This window comes from Shewanella sp. 10N.261.52.F9 (assembly GCF_041471165.1).
In the GTDB taxonomy this organism is placed as follows: Bacteria; Pseudomonadota; Gammaproteobacteria; order Enterobacterales; family Shewanellaceae; genus Shewanella; species Shewanella marinintestina.
Map to the genome: position 1 here is coordinate 30,355 of NZ_JBFRNX010000023.1, position 19,191 is coordinate 49,545.

16 protein-coding genes are annotated in these 19,191 nt (G+C 44.7%); 10 read left to right on the forward strand and 6 right to left on the reverse strand.

Translation table 11 applies throughout. The features are described 5' to 3' along the window. Positions 1 to 27 precede the first annotated feature (27 nt). Together tesB and AB4298_RS14640 are read right to left on the reverse strand one after the other, a co-directional pair. Entirely contained in the window at positions 28 to 894 is an 867-nt protein-coding gene (gene tesB / locus AB4298_RS14635) for an acyl-CoA thioesterase II (RefSeq protein ID WP_248999571.1), read from the reverse strand. Positions 895 to 1,053: 159 nt separating this feature from the next. Next, positions 1,054 to 1,989, reverse strand: a complete 936-nt coding sequence (locus AB4298_RS14640) for an SDR family NAD(P)-dependent oxidoreductase (protein ID WP_248999572.1) — start codon at positions 1,987 to 1,989, stop codon at positions 1,054 to 1,056. Between the two features lie 318 nt (positions 1,990 to 2,307). Between AB4298_RS14640 and AB4298_RS14645 the strand changes: the two genes are divergently transcribed. After that, entirely contained in the window at positions 2,308 to 3,192 is an 885-nt protein-coding gene (locus tag AB4298_RS14645) for a 1,4-dihydroxy-2-naphthoate polyprenyltransferase (RefSeq protein WP_248999573.1), read from the forward strand. Between the two features lie 74 nt (positions 3,193 to 3,266). On the opposite strand, the gene gnd is transcribed toward AB4298_RS14645, so the two are convergent. Together gnd and AB4298_RS14655 are read right to left on the reverse strand one after the other, a co-directional pair. After that, a complete protein-coding gene (gene gnd, locus AB4298_RS14650; protein WP_371987273.1) occupies positions 3,267 to 4,802 on the reverse strand; it encodes an NADP-dependent phosphogluconate dehydrogenase in 1,536 nt (511 codons plus the stop codon). Positions 4,803 to 5,070: 268 nt separating this feature from the next. Beyond that, positions 5,071 to 7,059 carry a propionyl-CoA synthetase gene (locus AB4298_RS14655; protein WP_371987274.1) on the reverse strand — a complete coding sequence of 663 codons (1,989 nt, stop codon included), beginning with the start codon at positions 7,057 to 7,059 and terminating at the stop codon, positions 5,071 to 5,073. A gap of 279 nt (positions 7,060 to 7,338) precedes the next feature. Between AB4298_RS14655 and AB4298_RS14660 the strand changes: the two genes are divergently transcribed. From AB4298_RS14660 to AB4298_RS14695, 8 genes are all read left to right on the forward strand, one after another. Then, positions 7,339 to 7,737, forward strand: a complete 399-nt coding sequence (locus AB4298_RS14660) for a MerR family transcriptional regulator (protein WP_248999576.1) — start codon at positions 7,339 to 7,341, stop codon at positions 7,735 to 7,737. 122 nt (positions 7,738 to 7,859) lie between these two features. Continuing rightward, complete coding sequence (locus AB4298_RS14665; RefSeq protein WP_248999577.1) at positions 7,860 to 9,029, forward strand: isovaleryl-CoA dehydrogenase; 1,170 nt, start codon at positions 7,860 to 7,862, stop codon at positions 9,027 to 9,029. 101 nt (positions 9,030 to 9,130) lie between these two features. After that, positions 9,131 to 10,738, forward strand: a complete 1,608-nt coding sequence (locus AB4298_RS14670) for a carboxyl transferase domain-containing protein (RefSeq protein ID WP_371987275.1) — start codon at positions 9,131 to 9,133, stop codon at positions 10,736 to 10,738. Between the two features lie 58 nt (positions 10,739 to 10,796). After that, positions 10,797 to 11,678 carry an enoyl-CoA hydratase-related protein gene (locus tag AB4298_RS14675; protein ID WP_371987276.1) on the forward strand — a complete coding sequence of 294 codons (882 nt, stop codon included), beginning with the start codon at positions 10,797 to 10,799 and terminating at the stop codon, positions 11,676 to 11,678. 1 nt (position 11,679) lies between these two features. Then, entirely contained in the window at positions 11,680 to 13,770 is a 2,091-nt protein-coding gene (locus tag AB4298_RS14680) for an ATP-binding protein (protein WP_371987277.1), read from the forward strand. A 1-nt stretch (position 13,771) separates the two neighbouring features. Beyond that, positions 13,772 to 14,671: a hydroxymethylglutaryl-CoA lyase gene (locus AB4298_RS14685; protein WP_371987278.1), complete on the forward strand. Its 900-nt coding sequence runs from the start codon at positions 13,772 to 13,774 to the stop codon at positions 14,669 to 14,671. A 98-nt stretch (positions 14,672 to 14,769) separates the two neighbouring features. After that, a complete protein-coding gene (locus AB4298_RS14690) occupies positions 14,770 to 15,498 on the forward strand; it encodes a CoA transferase subunit A (RefSeq protein WP_371987279.1) in 729 nt (242 codons plus the stop codon). Positions 15,499 to 15,510: 12 nt separating this feature from the next. Continuing rightward, positions 15,511 to 16,167 (forward strand): 3-oxoacid CoA-transferase subunit B, encoded by a 657-nt coding sequence (locus tag AB4298_RS14695; protein WP_248999582.1) that lies wholly within the window; start codon positions 15,511 to 15,513, stop codon positions 16,165 to 16,167. Positions 16,168 to 16,324: 157 nt separating this feature from the next. On the opposite strand, the gene AB4298_RS14700 is transcribed toward AB4298_RS14695, so the two are convergent. Next, entirely contained in the window at positions 16,325 to 16,726 is a 402-nt protein-coding gene (locus AB4298_RS14700; protein ID WP_371987280.1) for an OsmC family protein, read from the reverse strand. 42 nt (positions 16,727 to 16,768) lie between these two features. Beyond that, positions 16,769 to 17,170: a DUF4156 domain-containing protein gene (locus AB4298_RS14705; protein WP_371987282.1), complete on the reverse strand. Its 402-nt coding sequence runs from the start codon at positions 17,168 to 17,170 to the stop codon at positions 16,769 to 16,771. Positions 17,171 to 17,538: 368 nt separating this feature from the next. Between AB4298_RS14705 and nrfA the strand changes: the two genes are divergently transcribed. Then, positions 17,539 to 18,876, forward strand: coding sequence for an ammonia-forming cytochrome c nitrite reductase (gene nrfA / locus AB4298_RS14710; protein WP_371987484.1), 1,338 nt, complete (start codon positions 17,539 to 17,541; stop codon positions 18,874 to 18,876). Positions 18,877 to 19,191: the final 315 nt, after the last annotated feature.

Sequence of the window (19,191 nt, forward strand, 5' to 3'; positions counted from 1 at the left end):
ATTTATGCTGCTTACGCTAAACAGGCGTTAGTCTTTTTTCGTCATTCGAATAAGGCCTTCTTGAGTCGCTGATGCAACTAATTCACCTTGTTGATTAAAGAAATGCCCTTTAACAAACCCTCTACCACCGCTAGCATTAGGGCTTTCAATGCTATAAAGCAGCCATTGACTGAAATCAAATGGACGGTGAAACCACATGGCATGATCAATCGTTGCCATTCGCATGCCCGGTGTCAAAAATGACACGCCGTGAGGCTGCGCTGCAGTCACCAAAAAATTAAAATCTGAAGCATAAGCTAACAAGTAGTCGTGTACGCATAAATTATCAGGCACTTTACCACTGGCACGCATCCACACATGACGTACAGGCTCACTAGGATTCGGTGCTATTGGATCACTTGGATCCACAAGGCGCATCTCAATCGGTGTATCGGCCATAAATTTTTCAAGCACTCGTGATGGCACTTTATCTCTTAGTGTCATAGCAAGTTCTTGCTGATTTAGCAGGCCTTCTGGACCTGGAACATTTGGCATCGTCGCTTGATGCTCATAACCTTCTTCAGCCGTTTGGAACGAGCAGGTCATGTAAAAAATCGGCCGACCTTTTTGAATTGCTTTAACTCTGCGAGCACTAAAACTACCGCCATCACGCATAATTTCAACGTCATACACAATAGGTAGTTTTTCATCACCGGCACGTAAAAAATAAGAGTGTAATGAGTGCACTTTGCGGTCTGGGCTGACAGTCTGTTTCGCAGCGCTTAACGCCTGCCCCATCACTTGGCCACCAAACACATGTCCAAAACCTAAATCTTGGCTTTGACCACGGAAAAGACCCTCTTCAATTTGCTCTAAAGAAAGTAACGCTAGTAAATCATCTAATACTTGGCTCATTGCAACCTAAAACTCAACATATATTGCCCTAAGCTTAACTCAAGACTGTCATAGCTAGCCAGCTTTTAACCACGCAGGATCTGCAACAAATCCTAAAATAATAAATGCATTCTTAAGCGCCTCAGTTTTTGAGTTAAAGGCTTATCTGTTTGTAACTAGTTACTCAATTTGTATATGTCGTTGATTGGCGGATGCCTTTGCCCATGCAAGAACTTGTGCTTCACCGCTATCATGTGCAGTAAATGGCTTAGCATGATACATATCAGGCCAGCGCTCAGTAATCACTTCAGGCGTGCACTCTTCAGCATTAAAACGGCTTGGTGAAAACTCAACTAACGCAGTATGACTAATGCCACCTGCAGCAGCAGATAGATGCTGTCCAGAAGGGCTTTTGCAGCTACATAAGTACAGTGCAGTCGCAACCACTGTGGTTTTGGAAAATAACGGCCGTACGGCCGATGCTAGATGGTTGGCCGTCATCGAAGTTACGGCATGAGGGATAATACTGTTAACGGCAATCCCGTGTTCGCTGCCTTCAAGATGTAGACTATTTACGAGCCCCATTACCGCCATTTTACTCGCACTAAAACTAGTTTCGTACATGTCTCCATATACTGAGCTAGCACTGCTCATCAGTATACGGCCATAGCTTTGACGTTTCATAATCGGCCATACAGCCTTAGTCATATAAAAGGTGCCATTAAGGTCAACATCTAGATGGTGTTTCCAGCTCGACTCACTCATTTGCTCAAACGCACAGGGATGGTGGATCCCAGCATTATTAATCAGGATATCGACCCGTCCCCAGCTTTGGATCACATGCTCAATCATGGCAGTAATATCATCGATACAAGTAACATCCAAGCTAAAAGACTTAAACTCTCCGCCAATCGCCTTTATGGCGTCACCACAAGTTTTTAAACCAGAGTCAGGTTCCAGATTTAACGCAGTATTTAAGCTAACATCCATTGTTTGAGTTGCTTCATTATCAATTAAAACAACTCTCGCTCCTCGCTCAGCTAAGGCTATTGCATAGGCTCTTCCTAAACCCGATGCTGCGCCAGTAACTATTGCGACTTGTCCCTCAAAACGCATAGCTTTAACCTCTAAGAATACCGTTTACCAAAACCGCAAGCTGCAATGTAGCTTCCCTATCTAAAGTAGACAAATCATAGTGTTCAGCTTTAGAAATATAATATTGCATACACTCCTGCCTACCGATGTGCGCTAGCTCAAACTTATTAAACGATAATAATGAAAAATAATTAAGACTTAGAAATTTGTTAACTTGCCCACTTTGTCATCAATAAAATCCACTTTTTAGAAGTTGTTAAATTTGCTATGCTATAGCTAATTCTTTTTATCTTTATGCCATCCTTCTTTGGCGTAAACCTCTGTAAGTAAATTTAAACCATGAATCCTTGGATACTTGCCATACGCCCACGCACCTTGCCTGCGGCGATTGGCCCACTGCTGGTTGGTAATGTACTAGCACTGCAGCTTGAACAGTTCAGCTGGTTCATTGCTGTAACCTCAATGCTTTGCGCACTCTTGTTGCAGATAGCTGTGAACCTTGCAAATGACTACTTTGACTTTAAAAGTGGTGTCGATACTGAAGAGCGCTTAGGCCCTGTTCGCGTAACTCAAAGCGGCATGCTAAGCCCTAACGCTGTGCGAAATGCGATGATACTATGCTTAGTGCTCGCGTTAATGGTTGGCTCATTCTTGATCTATCATGGCGGAATAGTGATTGCCTTTTTAGCTGCGGCAGCAATACTCGGCGCGCTTGGCTATAGTGGTGGCCCCTACCCACTTGCATCTCATGGTTTGGGTGAAGTTGCTGCATTTGTATTTTTTGGCTTAGTTGCCGTTGTTGGTAGCTACTTTTTGCAAGCCGGCGAAACAGCATCAAGTGCATGGCTATTAGGTAGCGCTATCGGCTTTTTAAACGCTGCGATTATGCTGGTTAATAACACCCGCGATATGGAAACGGATATTAAAGCAGGTAAAAAGACGCTGGCAGTACGTATGGGACTCGAACAGTCTCGTATTTTCTACCAGAGTTTTGTGTTCTTGCCATTTGCTATCATTATTGCGGGTTTCTTTATGGGCGCATTGCCTGGTCTGCCAGTCCTGTTAGCTGGCCTAGCCTTTATAATGGCAAGGACATTGAGCCGCGATTTTAATGAGGTAAAAGGCGCAGCCCTAAATCCACTACTTGGGCGCACAGCCAAGTTAACCATGATATTCAGTGCGCTATTTAGTGCCGGTTTATTACTTGATATCTTTATTGGTTAACCCATTTTCGAGCAATAAAAAAGCCTATCAATTGATAGGCTTTTTTATTGACTGTTTTTTACCCTAAAATGGGGTTACACCTTATTTAAACTGCGATCACTGCTCCAGTTTAAGTGGTACTTCTCACCTGCAGGTTTGTCAGTACGCTCAAAAGTATGAGCGCCAAAATAGTCACGCTGACCTTGTAACAGGCTAGCTGGTAGCGTTGCGCTACGATAACTATCGTAATAGGCCAGTGCCGAGCTAATACAAGGTGCAGGGATCCCGCCCATAACCGCAGTCGAAACAGCTATGCGCCAATCATTTTGTTTGTCTGATAACCCTTTAGCAAACGACTCTGCCATCAACAAATTCTCAAGCTTGCTATCTTGCTGGTAAGCCTGAGTAATTGATTGCAAGAAAGTCGCGCGGATAATACAGCCTGCTCGCCAAATCTTGGCGATTTCGGCAAAATCTAATTGCCATGCTTGCTCTTTCGCTTGCATTGCCATCAATTGAAAACCTTGGGCGTAACAAGAGACTTTGGCGCAATACAGTGCATTTTCAAGCTGGTCGATAAAGGCTTGCGGATCACTAAGTTTAAGCGTTTCATTCGGGCCAGATAACAATTGGCTTAATTGTTGTCTTTGGCCTTTTTGAGTACTTATCGCTCGTGCATATACAGCTTCGGCAATTGTTGGCGCAGGGCAGCCTATTTGCAGACTGCTTACCGCCGTCCATAGCCCGGTACCTTTTTGGCCTGCTTTATCTAAGATCATTTCAACCAGTGGCGCCCCAGTTAACGGGTCTGCTTGCTTAAGCACATCGGCACTGATCTCCATCAAATAACTATTTAAGCTACCTTGGTTCCAACGTTCAAATACATCGCCGACTTCTGCTGGGCTTAAACCTAAGCCTTGATTCAATAGTTGGTAGGCTTCGCAAATCAGTTGCATGTCAGCATATTCAATGCCGTTATGTACCATTTTCACATAATGGCCTGAGCCAGCAGGGCCAATATAGGTAGTGCAAGGCTCGCCCTCGATTACAGGATTACCGGGCTCAAAACGCTCAATAGGTAAACCGGTTTTAGCATCAACTTTAGCGGCTATCGCTTGCCAAATCGGCTCGATTCGATTCCAAGCAGTTAAACTGCCACTTGGCATTAAGGATGGGCCAAAACGCGCGCCGACTTCACCACCAGAAACCGCACAGCTAAAGAACAAAAAGTCCTTGTTATAACGCTGTTCACGTTCAACAGTATCGGTCCACAGACTATTACCAGTATCAATCACGATATCATCGCTTTCGATACCCGCTTCAATTAATGATTTACACACACCATCTACCGGTGCGCCAGCAGGTACTGAAAGCAGTAATACACGTGGTTTTTCTAGTTTAGATAACATTTCAGAAAGATTGTTACAGCCTAAAATCCGCGGCTCAGTGACTTGCTTTAGATATTGTTTACGCTCGCGTTCTTCTTGCTGTACAGTGTCTTGCACTTTATGTTCATCAAGATCAAACGCCGCTACTTTATACTGGTTATCCGCTATATTCAGTGCAAGGTTCTTACCCATTACACCTAAGCCGATAACACCGATATCATAAAGCTGATTTTGGTTATTCATGTAGATTAGTTCCGTAGGTCACAGAGAGTTACCCATCTATTATTTTCTATAAGCGACAATAAAAATACTCACTTAATCAGATAATGGGTTTAATTTTGTTAGCGATTATACAGACTTTGGTAACTTAATTACTAGATAAAGGCTAACGATTACGCCAATCGCTTTAATCTAGTTCAAAAACAAAAAAGCTGAAACCTTGATTTCAGCTTTGTACTTTATGCATGGTATTTAGGACCTTGCAGATCGTTCTGCAGAATGGATAATGCAATCACACATGAGCGTCTGCATAACCCATGCGGGTTAGGGTGTTACGCACAATATCTAAGGTCGCAGGATCTTCAATGGTGGCAGGAACATTGTAATTTTGGTTATCGGCAATGTTGCGCATCGTACCGCGCAAAATTTTACCGCTGCGGGTTTTAGGTAACTTTTGTACCGCACTCACTAGCCTAAATGCCGCTACTGGACCGATTTCTTGACGCACTAAATGCATTAATTGTTGATTTAATTCATCGTCATTAAGGGTTACCCCCTTCTTAAGTACCACTAGCCCCAAGGGGACTTGACCCTTTAAAGCATCTTTAACACCAATGACAGCGGCCTCTGCAACCGCTTCATGCTGACACAATACTTCTTCAAATCGACCAGTCGATAATCTGTGTCCTGCAACATTAATAATGTCGTCAATGCGGCTCATAATATATAGGTAACCATCTTCATCTTTATAGCCGGCATCACCTGTGAGGTAGTAGCCCGGATACATAGATAAATAACTGTCTTGATAACGCTGCTCATTTTGCCAAAGCGTTGTTAAAGTGCCCGGTGGCAAAGGTAATTTAATCACTACATTACCTGACTCATTAGCGCTAACTTCATCTCCCATGACATCAACAACATCAATCTGATAACCGGGCACCGCTAATGCAGGCGAGCCAGCTTTAACCTCAACCGGCGCGTAGCCCATCAAGTTCGCGGCCACAGGCCAACCGGTTTCAGTTTGCCACCAATGATCAATCACGGGCTTTTGCAGTTTATCTTCGGACCAGTGCAAGGTATCGGGATCGCAGCGCTCACCGGCCAAAAACACATTCTTCAAACCACTTAGATCGATGCCTTGCAAGTAATCACCATTAGGATCATCACGTTTAATAGCACGAATCGCAGTCGGTGCGGTGAAAAAGCTCTTAACATTATATTTAGCAATAGTACGCCAAAACGCACCAGGGTCGGGCGTACCTATCGGCTTGCCTTCATACATAATACTGGTGGCGCCAACTAATAATGGCCCATACACAATATAAGAGTGACCTACTACCCAGCCCACATCTGATGCAGCCCAAAAAGTATCACCGCAATCGATATCATAAATGTGCTTCATAGACCAAGCGAGTGCGACCGCATGGCCGCCGTTATCTCGCACTACACCTTTAGGTTGACCTGTCGTACCCGAGGTATACAAAATATAGAGTGGATCCGTCGCATCAAGAGGCACACAGTCGATATCTGGCGCGCCAGCAACTGCATGTTGCCAGTCTTGATCTCGCTGGGGTAAAAGCTCTGCTTCAAGCTGACTTCTATTAAGCACTAAACAGTGCTCAACGTTATGACTGGCTTGTAAAAGTGCCTCATCAAGTAACGGCTTGTAAGCCACCACACCTGACGGCTCAATACCGCATGATGCCGATAAAATCAGTTTAGGCTTGGCATCGTTAATTCGGGTTGCTAGTTCATTAGCGGCAAAGCCACCAAACACTACCGAATGAATTGCACCAATGCGCGCACAAGCCAACATGGCAAACGCCGTTTCTGGCACCATGGGCATATAAATGACGACCCTATCACCCTTTTTAACGCCAATGGAATCCATGTATCCAGCCAGTCTGCTTACCTGCGCTAGCAGTTCACGATAAGTGATACCATATTCACAATCCGTTACCGGGCTGACATATTGCAGTGCTATCTGCTCTCCCCTTCCCGCTGCAACATGCCTATCAACAGCGTTATAGCAAGTATTCATCTTGCCACCAGCAAACCAACGATAAAACGGGGCATCACTGTCATCAAGCACGCTGCTCCAAGGTGTTTTCCAGTCGATATTATGTGCGGCCTCTGCCCAAAATACCTCGGGCTGGTTAATCGACTTAGCGTGTAATTGTTTATGCTTTTGTTTCACAATACTGACTCCCTGTTTGCTTGTGCATGGCGATTTATCGCTCTTTTTGCGGGCGTTTTTTATTCTATTAAGGCTTAAGCGCATTATGCTTCGACGATTAAAAAATCCCCATTAGACCTTAGAATAAGTAAGTGCACTTGTCATAAACCTGATAAACCCGAAACGCAAATAATCAATAACCCATTGTTTGAATAGAAATAAATAGGCTGAAAGGTTTAATGAAGTAAGGCTGATATTAGTTATGTATTCGCTTGTGGAAACTGCAATTGACATGAAATTAATGTGAGCAAAGCCGCACAAACTTTACCTTTACGTAAACTTCATATATCGTGCAGTAAATGTAAATAAATATGGTGTTTTTTGATGGCAGAAACTCAGCTTTCACAAACGACTTACTCAATCAGTGATTTATCAAAAGAGTTTGATATAACCACTCGTAGTATTCGTTTCTATGAAGATCAAGGTCTTCTTAAACCTAAGCGCCGTGGTCAAACACGGATCTACAGTCTCAAAGATAGAGTTAGACTGAAACTTATCCTTCGCGGTAAGCGTTTAGGCTTTTCACTGGCTGAAACTCGTCGTTTATTCGAGCTTTACGATGCCGATAAAAATAGCAGTAGTCAATTACACACCATGCTTGAGCTTGTTGAAGAAAAAAAAGTCTCATTGCAGCAGCAAATGGACGATATCAAAGTGGTGTTAATGGAGCTCAATTCTGCCGAGCAACAATGCCGTGATGCACTTGATAACAACCCTTCATAGGTAATAAGCCCAAAGAATTACTAAGCAAAATGAGTTAATAAAAAGCACTTATAAAACAATTGATAAGTATCACGGCAAAGATCAGTGAGCTTAAACCAGACACATTGACAGGACACAAGCAAATGACCCAACTCTACACATCTCTAAACTTCGGCCTTGGTGAAGACGTCGATATGCTGCGTGATGCAGTACAAAGTTTTGCCGCAAACGAGATCGCTCCTTTAGCAGAAAAAACTGACCGAGATAACGCCTTTCCCAATGAGCTTTGGCCGGTGTTAGGAGATATGGGTCTATTGGGCGTAACCGTATCTGAAGAATATGGCGGCGCAGAGATGGGCTACCTAGCCCACGTGGTAGCCATGGAAGAGATCTCGCGTGCTTCAGCATCAATTGGCCTAAGTTACGGCGCTCATTCAAACCTTTGCGTTAACCAAATCAACCGTAACGGTAATAGTGAGCAAAAAGCCAAATACTTGCCAAAGCTGATCACAGGAGAACATATTGGCGCACTCGCCATGAGTGAGCCTAATGCGGGTTCAGATGTGGTATCGATGAAGCTGCATGCGCGCAAAGAGGGTGACAGATACATACTCAACGGCAACAAGATGTGGATCACTAACGGTCCAGATGCGCACACCTACGTGATCTATGCCAAAACCGATTTAGATAAAGGCGCTCACGGCATTACTGCATTTATTGTGGAACGTGGCTTTAAGGGCTTTAGCACCGCACAAAAGCTCGACAAGCTAGGTATGCGTGGTTCAAACACCTGTGAGCTAGTATTTGAAAATTGTGAAGTCCCAGAAGAGAACATTCTTGGCGGCCTAAACAACGGCGTAAAAGTACTGATGAGCGGCCTTGATTACGAGCGTGTTGTCTTGTCTGGTGGCCCACTTGGCATTATGACAGCCTGTATGGATATCGTGGTGCCTTATATTCATGAACGTGAGCAGTTCGGTAAATCAATTGGCCAATTTCAGCTAGTTCAAGGCAAACTTGCCGATATGTACACGGGGATGAACGCGGCAAAATCTTATATCTACAACGTGGCTAAGTCATGCGATCGCGGGGAAACTACCCGTAAAGATGCTGCTGGTGCCATTCTTTACTCAGCAGAGCTTGCAACCAAAATGGCGCTAGATGCGATTCAACTACTTGGCGGAAACGGCTACGTAAATGAATATGCCACAGGCCGTTTACTACGTGATGCCAAGCTCTATGAAATTGGCGCAGGCACCTCAGAAATCCGTCGTATGCTAATCGGCCGCGAACTGTTTAACGAATCAAAATAGCCAGACCAAACAGGTCGACAAACAAGACATGTAAATAGCTAAGCATCAAGGCGGCTTGCTCTACGCCGCCTCACTCTGACAGCTTCAAAAGGATTGAAATTGTGACGCAACTAAGCAGCCGTATTAATGCACGTAGCGATGAATTCAAAGCCAAGTTTGATGACATGGCAACCGTGGTTCAAGACTTAAAACTTAAACTCCATCAAATTGAACAGGGCGGCGGTGAAGTCGCGCGTAACCGTCATCTATCAAGAGGCAAACTGCTGCCCCGTCAGCGGGTTGAAAAGCTGCTAGATCCCGGCTCACCTTTTTTAGAGATCTCTCAATTTGCGGCCTACGAGTTATATGAAGATGTCGTGCCAGCAGCTGGCGTTATCGCTGGTATTGGCCGTGTCAGCGGTGTTGAGTGCATGATTATCGCTAACGATGCTACCGTAAAAGGTGGCACCTACTACCCAGTAACCGTTAAAAAGCATCTGCGCGCACAAGATATTGCTAGCCGTTGTCATTTGCCTTGTATCTATTTGGTCGACTCTGGCGGTGCCAATCTGCCCCGCCAAGATGAAGTGTTCCCAGATAGAGACCATTTCGGGCGGATCTTCTATAACCAAGCGCAGATGTCTGCCAAAGGCATTCCACAAATCGCCGTAGTAATGGGGCTCTGCACCGCAGGTGGTGCATACGTACCAGCGATGGCTGATGAATCGATTATCGTTAAAGAGCAAGGCACCATCTTTTTAGCAGGTCCACCGTTAGTAAAAGCTGCAACCGGTGAAGAAGTGACTGCTGAAGAGCTTGGCGGCGCTGAAGTGCATACTAAAATCTCCGGTGTTGCCGACCATATGGCGCAAAACGATGAACACGCATTAGAGCTTGCTCGCAAAGCCGTGACCCGCCTTAACCATCAAAAACAGATCGCAGCTCAGCTTAGTCCCGTAAAACCACCTAAATTTGATATTAACGAGTTGTACGGCATCGTCGGTACCGATCTTAAAAAACCATTCGATGTAAAAGAAGTGATTGCGCGTTTAGTGGATGACTCGGATTTTGATGAGTTTAAAGCTAACTACGGCAATACCTTAGTTTGCGGTTTTGCTCGCATTCATGGCTACCCAGTTGGCATTGTCGCTAACAACGGCATCTTGTTCTCAGAGTCGGCACAAAAAGGCGCGCACTTTATTGAGCTATGTTGCCAGCGTAAAATCCCGCTGTTGTTCCTGCAAAATATCACCGGCTTTATGGTGGGTAAAAAGTATGAGCATGAAGGCATAGCAAAGCACGGCGCCAAGATGGTGACCGCAGTATCTTGTGCCAATGTGCCTAAATTTACTGTGATTATTGGCGGCAGTTATGGCGCGGGTAACTACGGTATGTGCGGCCGCGCATTCGAACCAACCATGATGTGGATGTGGCCTAATGCTCGCATCTCGGTGATGGGCGGTGAACAAGCCGCTGGTGTATTAGCAACGGTCAAACGTGACGGCCTCGCCCGCAAAGGCGTTGAATGGTCTGAGTCTGATGAGCAAGATTTCCGTAAGCCAATTGTCGAGCAGTATGACAAAGAGGGTCATCCGTACCATGCCAGCGCCCGCTTGTGGGATGACGGCATTATCGACCCAGCGCAAACCCGTGATGTTGTTGGTTTAGCCTTGTCTGCGGCGTTAAATGCGCCAATTGAAGACACTAAGTTTGGTGTGTTCCGTATGTAGTAGCTAAGCGCTACTTCAAATAGAACACCTACTTAGCTAAAACAATGGATCGATAATAATGAATAACCTAGCCACTAGCCAAACAGAACAACTCGCTGAGCAATTACAATTTGTAAACTGCTCCGTCAATAACGGCATAGCGCACATGGTGCTTGATCGCAGCGACAAGCATAACGCCTTTGATGAAGTAATGATAAGCGAGATGATCCAAGTACTGGAGCATTTTGCGATTACCCCTGAGTGCCAAGTATTAGTGCTCAAAGCCAATGGTAAAAACTTCAGCGCTGGCGCCGATCTTAACTGGATGCGCAAACAAGCCAAGATGGATTTTGCGCAAAACTTAACGGATGCCAATGAGCTGGCTAAGCTGATGTCTGTGCTCGATAAATTTCCAAAGCCAACGATAGCCTTAGTTCAAGGGGCTGCCTTTGGCGGTGCTCTCGGGCTGATTTGCTGTAGCGATATCGCTATTGCTAATGAGCGTGCGAGCTTTTGCTTAAGCGAAGTCAAACTTGGGCTTATTCCTGCAGTTATTAGCCCTTATGTGACTCGCGCAATGGGGCAACGCGCAGCGCGTCGTTATATGTTAACCGCTGAGCGCTTTGATGTGCAAAAGGCGCTTGAACTGCAAATTATCCATGAAGTGAATGACGACCTCGACGCTGCAGCGCAACCGATTATAGCCTCATTACTAAGTAACAGCCCACAAGGTATGGCATGGGCTAAATCGCTACTTTCAACGTTAGAAGATGGCGTAATCGATCAAAGCACGTTAGATCACACCAGCGAGCGTATTGCCCGCATCCGCGTATCTGATGAAGGCCAAGAAGGGCTTAATGCTTTTTTTGAAAAGCGCACACCACAATGGCCAACTACGACCGACTTTAACGCGGCAACAAAAAATAATAACCAAAACGCCAGCGTGCAAGGAGCCAAATAATATGTTTACTAAACTGCTAATTGCCAATCGCGGCGAAATTGCTTGCCGCATCATCAGCACCGCAAAAGCTATGGGCGTGCGCACAGTAGCCTTATATTCAGATGCAGATATCAATGCACGCCATGTTGCCATGGCTGATGAAGCCTTTTACTTAGGCGGCAGTGCCCCGGCTGACTCCTACCTTAAAGGCGATTTAATTATTGATATCGCCAAGCAGTCAGGCGCGCAGGCTATTCACCCAGGTTATGGTTTTTTATCTGAAAATGCCGAGTTCGCACTTAAATGCGAGAAAGCTAATATCGCCTTTGTTGGCCCAAGTGCTGCAGCCATTGACTCTATGGGCAGCAAAAGTGCCGCTAAAGAGATTATGGGCGCCGCCAATGTACCGTTAGTTCCTGGATATCACGGCGATGCACAAGAGGATGACTTACTGGTTTCAGAGGCCAATAAAATGGGCTTCCCTTTACTGATAAAAGCGGCCTTTGGCGGCGGTGGTAAAGGTATGCGCATTGTTGAAAGTAGCAATGAAGTACTTACAGCGATTAATTCAGCCAGACGTGAAGCGATTAGCTCTTTTGGTAACGACAAACTCCTGATGGAACGTTACCTGAGACAGCCGCGCCACGTTGAAGTACAAGTCTTTGCCGACAGCCAAGGTAACTGTATTTACTTGTCAGATCGTGACTGCTCGATTCAACGCCGTCACCAAAAAGTGGTTGAAGAAGCCCCTGCACCAGGACTTAGTGACGCTCTTAGAGTAAAGATGGGGGAAGCTGCGGTTGCAGCAGCTAAAGCCATTAATTATGAAGGCGCGGGTACGGTTGAGTTTTTATTAGATAGCGACGACAGCTTCTACTTTATGGAGATGAATACCCGTCTGCAGGTAGAGCACCCCGTCACCGAGCAGGTAACCGGGCAAGATTTGGTTAAATGGCAGCTAATGGTTGCCAGCGGTAGCGAATTGCCGCTTAAACAAAGTGAAGTAAAGATTACTGGCCATGCCTTTGAAGCTCGTATTTACGCTGAAGATCCGCAAAATGACTTTTTACCCGCCAGCGGCAAGCTCGACTTCTTACGTGAGCCTACACAAAGTGAGTTTGTGAGAATTGACTCGGGTGTACGTGAAAATGATGTGATCAGTAATTTTTACGACCCAATGATCTCCAAGCTTATCACTTGGGATGAATCACGTCCTCGCGCACTGCAGCGCTTAGTACACGCTTTAGATGACTATCAGATCAGTGGTCTTAAACACAATATTGAATTCTTAGCCAATATTGCTAAACACACAGCGTTTAAGGATGCCGACTTTAGCACCGACTTTATTGAACGTTATGGCGACTTACTGTTAACGCCGGCAACAGATGCGGCAGACGATACCAATACAGCGTTAAGTTTAGCGGCTCTTTATCAGCTATGCGCCCGTAAAAAACAAGCACAATTAGATGCAAGCATTAGCCATGATCCCTACTCACCTTGGCATCAAAATAGTGGCTTTAGGCTAAATAGCGCCAGCCAGCATCAGGTGGCGCTGTTAGATGACAATCATCAGATTAATCACCTTGATTTAATAGAAACTCAAATCGCAGGTCAGTCTCTATATCAGCTACAGCTTGATGATAGCTTAATCACGCTTTCGGGTGAATTAGTTGCTGAGATGCTGCACGCAGAGATAAGCGTACAAAAGCTTGATGCAGCCCAAACCGAGCAAATTAATAAAGCTAATGGTCATAAGCTCAAGCTTCCAGTTAGCCAAGTGGGCGATGACTTTACCCTATTTATCGACTCAAAAAGCTATCACTACCGCGCACTAGAATCAGAAGTGATTGAAGAGCAAGATAACCTTGAAGATAAGCTCAAAGCACCAATGAACGGCACGATTGTGACGCAACTTGTCGCTGTTGGTGATAGCGTCAAAGCCGGCCAAGGCATTATGGTGATGGAAGCTATGAAAATGGAGTACACAATAGAAAGCCCATTTGACGGCATCGTCAGCGCATTTTTCTTTGAAGCTGGTGAACTGGTGAGTGACGGCATGCTGTTAGCTGAAGTTGAGGCAACAGATACAGTGGCTAAAGAGGAAAGCGCATAAGATGACAAACTCTTACCCTAGAAAGGTTAGCATCTTTGAAGTCGGCGCTCGTGATGGCTTACAAAATGAAAAACCAGTCACCACTCAAGATAAGATTGTATTGATTGAAGACTTAGCCGCTGCCGGTATCAAGCGTATTGAAGCTGCTAGCTTTGTATCACCTAAATGGGTGCCGCAAATGGCAGATTCAGGTGATGTGCTTGCTGGTATTCCGCGTAAAACGGGTAATACCTATAGTGCACTGACACCGAATTTAAAAGGCTTGGAACTTGCGCTTGACGCTGGTGCCGATGAAGTTGCCATTTTTGGTGCAGCCTCTGAAAGTTTTAGCCAAAAAAATATTAACTGCTCAATTGCAGAATCAATTGAGCGCTTTATCCCAGTGATGGAGCTAGCTAAAGCCAGAAACATCCCTGTACGTGGTTATGTTTCTTGCGTGTTAGGTTGCCCTTATGAAGGCGAAATAGCGGTTAGTGAAGTTGCTCGAGTGTCTGAATTACTTTACAAAATGGGCTGCTATGAGATTTCACTTGGCGACACCATAGGCGTTGGCACACCGGCTAATGCCCGTAGAATGGTTGAGACTGTAGCCGAAGTCGTACCAATAGAGAAGCTTGCACTGCATTTTCATGACACCTACGGCCAAGCACTCGCTAACATTCTGGCGTGTTTAGAAACAGGTGTTAGCGTAATTGATTCATCGGTTGCTGGACTTGGTGGCTGCCCCTACGCAAAAGGCGCATCAGGCAATTTAGCCACTGAAGACTTAGTGTATATGCTGCATGGGCTTGGAATAGAAACTGGTATCGATTTAAACAAGCTGGTGAATGCGGGCAACAAGATTAGCCAAGCACTGGGCCGTCAGTCTGGCTCAAAAGTGGCTAGAGCCATCAGCGAATAGATAGCCATCAGCGAATAAAGCGCACTAAGTTAATAAACAGCAGAACTTAAAATCTAGGGCCTAGCATCTAGCATTGACAGAATATGGAGAGAACAATAATGGCAGGACTAAATCAAGGGCTTAATAAAGTAGTCAGTAGTTATGAAGAAGCACTCGCAGGCTTAAGTAACGACATGACCGTTATGGTCGGTGGTTTTGGCTTGTGCGGTATACCTGAAGGCTTAATCGCACAAATGGTCAAAACTGGTGTCACCGGACTTACCGCCATCTCAAATAATGCCGGCGTCGATGACTTTGGTTTAGGTCTGTTATTAAAGAGCCGTCAAATCGATACCATGATCGCCTCATACGTGGGTGAAAACGCTACCTTTGAACAGCAAATGTTATCGGGCGAGCTTAACGTTATCTTGACTCCCCAAGGTACTTTAGCTGAAAAAATTCGTGCAGGTGGCGCTGGTATTCCTGCATTCTTTACTGCAACAGGTTACGGAACCCCCGTTGCAGAAGGTAAAGAAACCCGTGAAATCGACGGGCGTTACTACGTATTAGAGCCAGCACTAAAAGCCGACTTTGCCTTAGTACGTGCATGGAAAGCTGACACTATGGGTAACTTAGTATTTCGTAAAACGGCGGCTAACTTTAACCCTATGATGGCAACCGCAGGCAAGATAACTGTGGTAGAAGCTGAACATATCGTGCAGCCCGGTGAACTGGATCCTGACCATATTCATACGCCTGGCATTTACGTTAATCGCATCATCCAAGGTAAGTTTGAAAAACGTATTGAGCAGCGCACCGTAAAACTAACCACAGCAGACAAAGCATAAGGAGGCAACACCATGGCATTATCAAGAGAACAACTGGCACAACGTGTTGCTAAAGAACTGCAAGATGGCTTTTACGTCAATTTAGGTATTGGTATTCCAACTTTAGTGGCCAACTACATCCCTGAAGGCATTGAAGTGATGCTGCAATCGGAAAATGGTTTATTAGGTATGGGTGAATTTCCTACTGAAGAAACCATCGATGCTGACTTAATCAATGCTGGCAAGCAAACGGTTACTGCGGTTGATGGCGCATCGTTTTTCTCGTCAGCAGAAAGCTTTGCCATGATCCGTGGCGGCCATGTAGATTTAACCGTGCTTGGCGCATTTGAAGTCGATGAGCAAGGCTCAATCGCCTCTTGGATGATCCCAGGCAAATTAATAAAAGGCATGGGCGGCGCAATGGACTTAGTGGCAGGCGCCGACAATATTATTGTCACCATGATGCACGCCGACAAAAAAGGTAACTCTAAGCTGCTACCAAAATGTGAACTACCTTTAACAGGCTTTGGTTGTATCAAACGCGTACTAACCGACTTAGCCTTTATGGAAATTAAAGATGGCGCATTTCATCTTCTAGAACGTGCACCAGGCGTATCGGTAGAAGAAATCGTCTCTAAAACCGCAGGTAAGCTCGTGGTGCCAGAGCATGTGCCAGAGATGACATTTTAGTCTCTAAACGTATTCTAAATAAAAACGCAGCCCTAGAGCTGCGTTTTTATTTATCAGAGCTGATCCATAGAAATCAGCAAAAAAATTAGTCAAAGCTTATTATTAACGCTAACAGGCTAAACAATTCTAACCAGACATCGAGCAATATTAATCTGTATTAGTTAGGTAATACCTCAACCGAGAAACTAACCTTGATTGCCGGCTTAAGCATCAAACACACATGGCAATACTGATTAATCGCCTGTTCAGCGGCTCTTTCTAACTCAGCAACCGAAATCCCCTCTCCTTTAGCTGTAAAGTGCAAATTGACACTTTGATAAAGTCTCGGCTCAGTTTGTGTTAGCGTGTAAGTCAGATGATTATTTAGGCTTTCTAGCTGCGCCTGTTTGTCTTTAAAATACAGCATCACATCGGTAGCACTGCATGAGCCTAGCGCTGATAGCAGCACTTCTGTAGGACAGGGGGCAACTTCATTTTCAGCATCGATAATAATGCTAAACCCGTTGCTAGTAGTCACTTTAAATTGACAATCTTTTTGCCAATCAACTTTGATACTCATGGCTTTCCTTAAATGTGTTACTGATGAATTTAGACAAAAAAACTACTGATTCACTGTTGCGACCGACTTGCTAACCGCAGTATCTGTCTCATTAGTTACAAGTTTAGTCGTATTCACTTCACAGTCATAAGCGTTAGCAATCATTGTCACAGAGCCAGTAAAACCAAGCGGCTTATACAAATAGATAGTATCTGCGTCTAATTTAGCCGCCTTAATGCGCATCTCGTTTAATGTGCCCCAAACCATATCTTTATCAGCATGCAGCCAATAGTCATAGAAATGACCTTGTGAACCAATCACAGTGCCTTTGTGGTCACAGCCAACGAGTGCATCAGTATCATCCCATAACACTTTGACAGTGTTAGATTCAGCGGTTGGAAAGGTAATACAAGCGGAGAGACTAGAGCACATTAGGCCGATAGCGGCCAGTTTTACGAATTTCATGATGGACAATCAAAATTAAAAAGGAGGCGATAATATAGCCTTTATAACTTTAAAGGAATCTATCTAGCTCACATATTCAATTCAAACAACTCTATATAAAGTGACGATAGCGCTCCGAAGTTAACGCCATTCATGAAATACTGGCGTATACCTGATTGGAAAAGCATATTCTACAACATTAATAATCATCACATTTTGCCCTCTCCTAAAACCACTTGTAAGTAAAATGTAAAAAATATCAGCCTTTTGCTTTTGACAACATAGAGCTAGCGACTACATTTTACATATAACTAAACCCTTATTTAAAGGATGAACTCCAAATGAACGCACACAAAATGCCTCTGATTATAGGAGCTTGCATAGGTTTGATGAGCCTAAATGCTACTGCAAACTCCAACCCAGTTGACAATTCCCAATATGAGAAACGATTCCCTAAACAATACCAAAGCTGGCAAAAGACAGCAGAAAGTAAAGAGGTGACGGACGCGTTAGCAGATGATCCAAACTTAGTTATTTTGTGGGCGGGCTACGGCTTTTCTAAAGACTACAATGCCCCACGTGGACACCAATATGTGATTACCGACCTAAGAAATACCCTCCGTACCGGTGCACCAATGACAGAGGATGAAGGCCCTATGCCTATGGCTTGTTGGAGTTGTAAAAGCCCTGATGTGCCACGAGTTATTGAGGAACAAGGTGAAGCTGAATACTTTAAAGGTAAGTGGGCTAAAGGCGGCCCAGAAATCGTGCACGTACTAGGTTGTGCAGATTGCCATAAGCCAGGCACACCAAAACTGAGAATTGCTAGACCCTTCGCTGAACGCGCCTTTGCTTCGTTAGGCACACCATTTGATAAAGCAGATAAAAGCCAAAAACAGAACATGGTCTGTGGTCAGTGCCACGTTGAATACTATTTTGAGAAAAATGAAGAGCATCCAAATTGGGTTAAATTCCCATGGGATGGCGGCACGTCAGTAGAAGCAATGGAAGCCTACTATGACAAGCTGAAGTTTAAAGATTGGACTCATCAATTATCTAAAGCGCCAATGCTAAAAGCGCAGCACCCTGGCTATGAAACTACAGCCAAAGGCTTGCACGGAGATATGGGGGTCTCTTGTACCGACTGCCATATGCCACGCGTCACTAATGCTGAAGGTAAAGAATACACAGATCATAACGTCGGAAGCCCGTTCGATCAGTTTGAATTTACTTGCGCCAACTGTCATGACCAAACTAAAGATCAAATGAAAGCACTGGTTCAAACCAATAAAGACAAGGTCAATACACTAAAGCTACAGGCTGAAGATGAACTAGTTAAAGCTCACTTTGAAGCAGCTGCGGCTTGGAAAGCTGGTGCTAATGAGGAAAAAATGGCTGCAGCTCTTACTGATATTCGTCACGCGCAATGGCGCTGGGACTTTGCAATTGCCTCACACGGCATAGCGGCACATGCACCAGAAGAAGGTATTCGCATCCTTAAAACATCACTTGAGAAATCAGCTGAAGCTCGTAAAAAACTAGCTGAAATTCTTAACTCTCAAGGTGTTGTATCGACAGTCGCGATTCCAGACATCTCGACTAAAGAAAAGGCTCAAGCAGTATTAGGCATGGATATGGATAAGATGCGCGCCGATAAAGCCATCTTTATCGAAAAAGTGGTCCCTAAATGGGAAGCTGAATATAAAGCGAACAACGGAGCTAACTAGCATTATAGGTTAGCGTTAACAGCAAACTGACACAAAACAGAAACCGGGGAATTCCCCGGTTTTTATATGTTTACAGCTAGCTTATGTGATACGCCAATTGTTGGATTTGTCCCATAACGATAAGCATCATGGCTATTTTAGCCTAGAATATAACGAGTACAACCTACCCTATTAGTGGAATTAATAACAATAACTGCCACCAGCCTTAACGCACCGTATCATGCAATCCTTTTGCACCAGTATTTAAACTGGGTATGGATCGAGCTAAGCTAACAATTAGTGGATTGGTTGCTAAACCTGAATCACCTGAATCAC

Excerpts from the sequence above, each read along its gene's own strand:
- AB4298_RS14660 (WP_248999576.1), top strand. The coding sequence starts at position 7,339 with ATGGCAGAAACTCAGCTTTCACAAACGACTTACTCAATCAGTGATTTA.
- AB4298_RS14645 (WP_248999573.1), top strand. The coding sequence starts at position 2,308 with ATGAATCCTTGGATACTTGCCATACGCCCACGCACCTTGCCTGCGGCG.
- AB4298_RS14665 (WP_248999577.1), top strand. The coding sequence starts at position 7,860 with ATGACCCAACTCTACACATCTCTAAACTTCGGCCTTGGTGAAGACGTC.
- AB4298_RS14705 (WP_371987282.1), bottom strand. The coding sequence starts at position 17,170 with ATGAAATTCGTAAAACTGGCCGCTATCGGCCTAATGTGCTCTAGTCTC.
- AB4298_RS14655 (WP_371987274.1), bottom strand. The coding sequence starts at position 7,059 with ATGCGCTTAAGCCTTAATAGAATAAAAAACGCCCGCAAAAAGAGCGAT.
- AB4298_RS14695 (WP_248999582.1), top strand. The coding sequence starts at position 15,511 with ATGGCATTATCAAGAGAACAACTGGCACAACGTGTTGCTAAAGAACTG.
- gnd (WP_371987273.1), bottom strand. The coding sequence starts at position 4,802 with ATGAATAACCAAAATCAGCTTTATGATATCGGTGTTATCGGCTTAGGT.
- AB4298_RS14640 (WP_248999572.1), bottom strand. The coding sequence starts at position 1,989 with ATGCGTTTTGAGGGACAAGTCGCAATAGTTACTGGCGCAGCATCGGGT.
- AB4298_RS14690 (WP_371987279.1), top strand. The coding sequence starts at position 14,770 with ATGGCAGGACTAAATCAAGGGCTTAATAAAGTAGTCAGTAGTTATGAA.
- nrfA (WP_371987484.1), top strand. The coding sequence starts at position 17,539 with ATGAGCCTAAATGCTACTGCAAACTCCAACCCAGTTGACAATTCCCAA.
- AB4298_RS14675 (WP_371987276.1), top strand. The coding sequence starts at position 10,797 with ATGAATAACCTAGCCACTAGCCAAACAGAACAACTCGCTGAGCAATTA.
- AB4298_RS14700 (WP_371987280.1), bottom strand. The coding sequence starts at position 16,726 with ATGAGTATCAAAGTTGATTGGCAAAAAGATTGTCAATTTAAAGTGACT.
- AB4298_RS14685 (WP_371987278.1), top strand. The coding sequence starts at position 13,772 with ATGACAAACTCTTACCCTAGAAAGGTTAGCATCTTTGAAGTCGGCGCT.
- tesB (WP_248999571.1), bottom strand. The coding sequence starts at position 894 with ATGAGCCAAGTATTAGATGATTTACTAGCGTTACTTTCTTTAGAGCAA.
- AB4298_RS14680 (WP_371987277.1), top strand. The coding sequence starts at position 11,680 with ATGTTTACTAAACTGCTAATTGCCAATCGCGGCGAAATTGCTTGCCGC.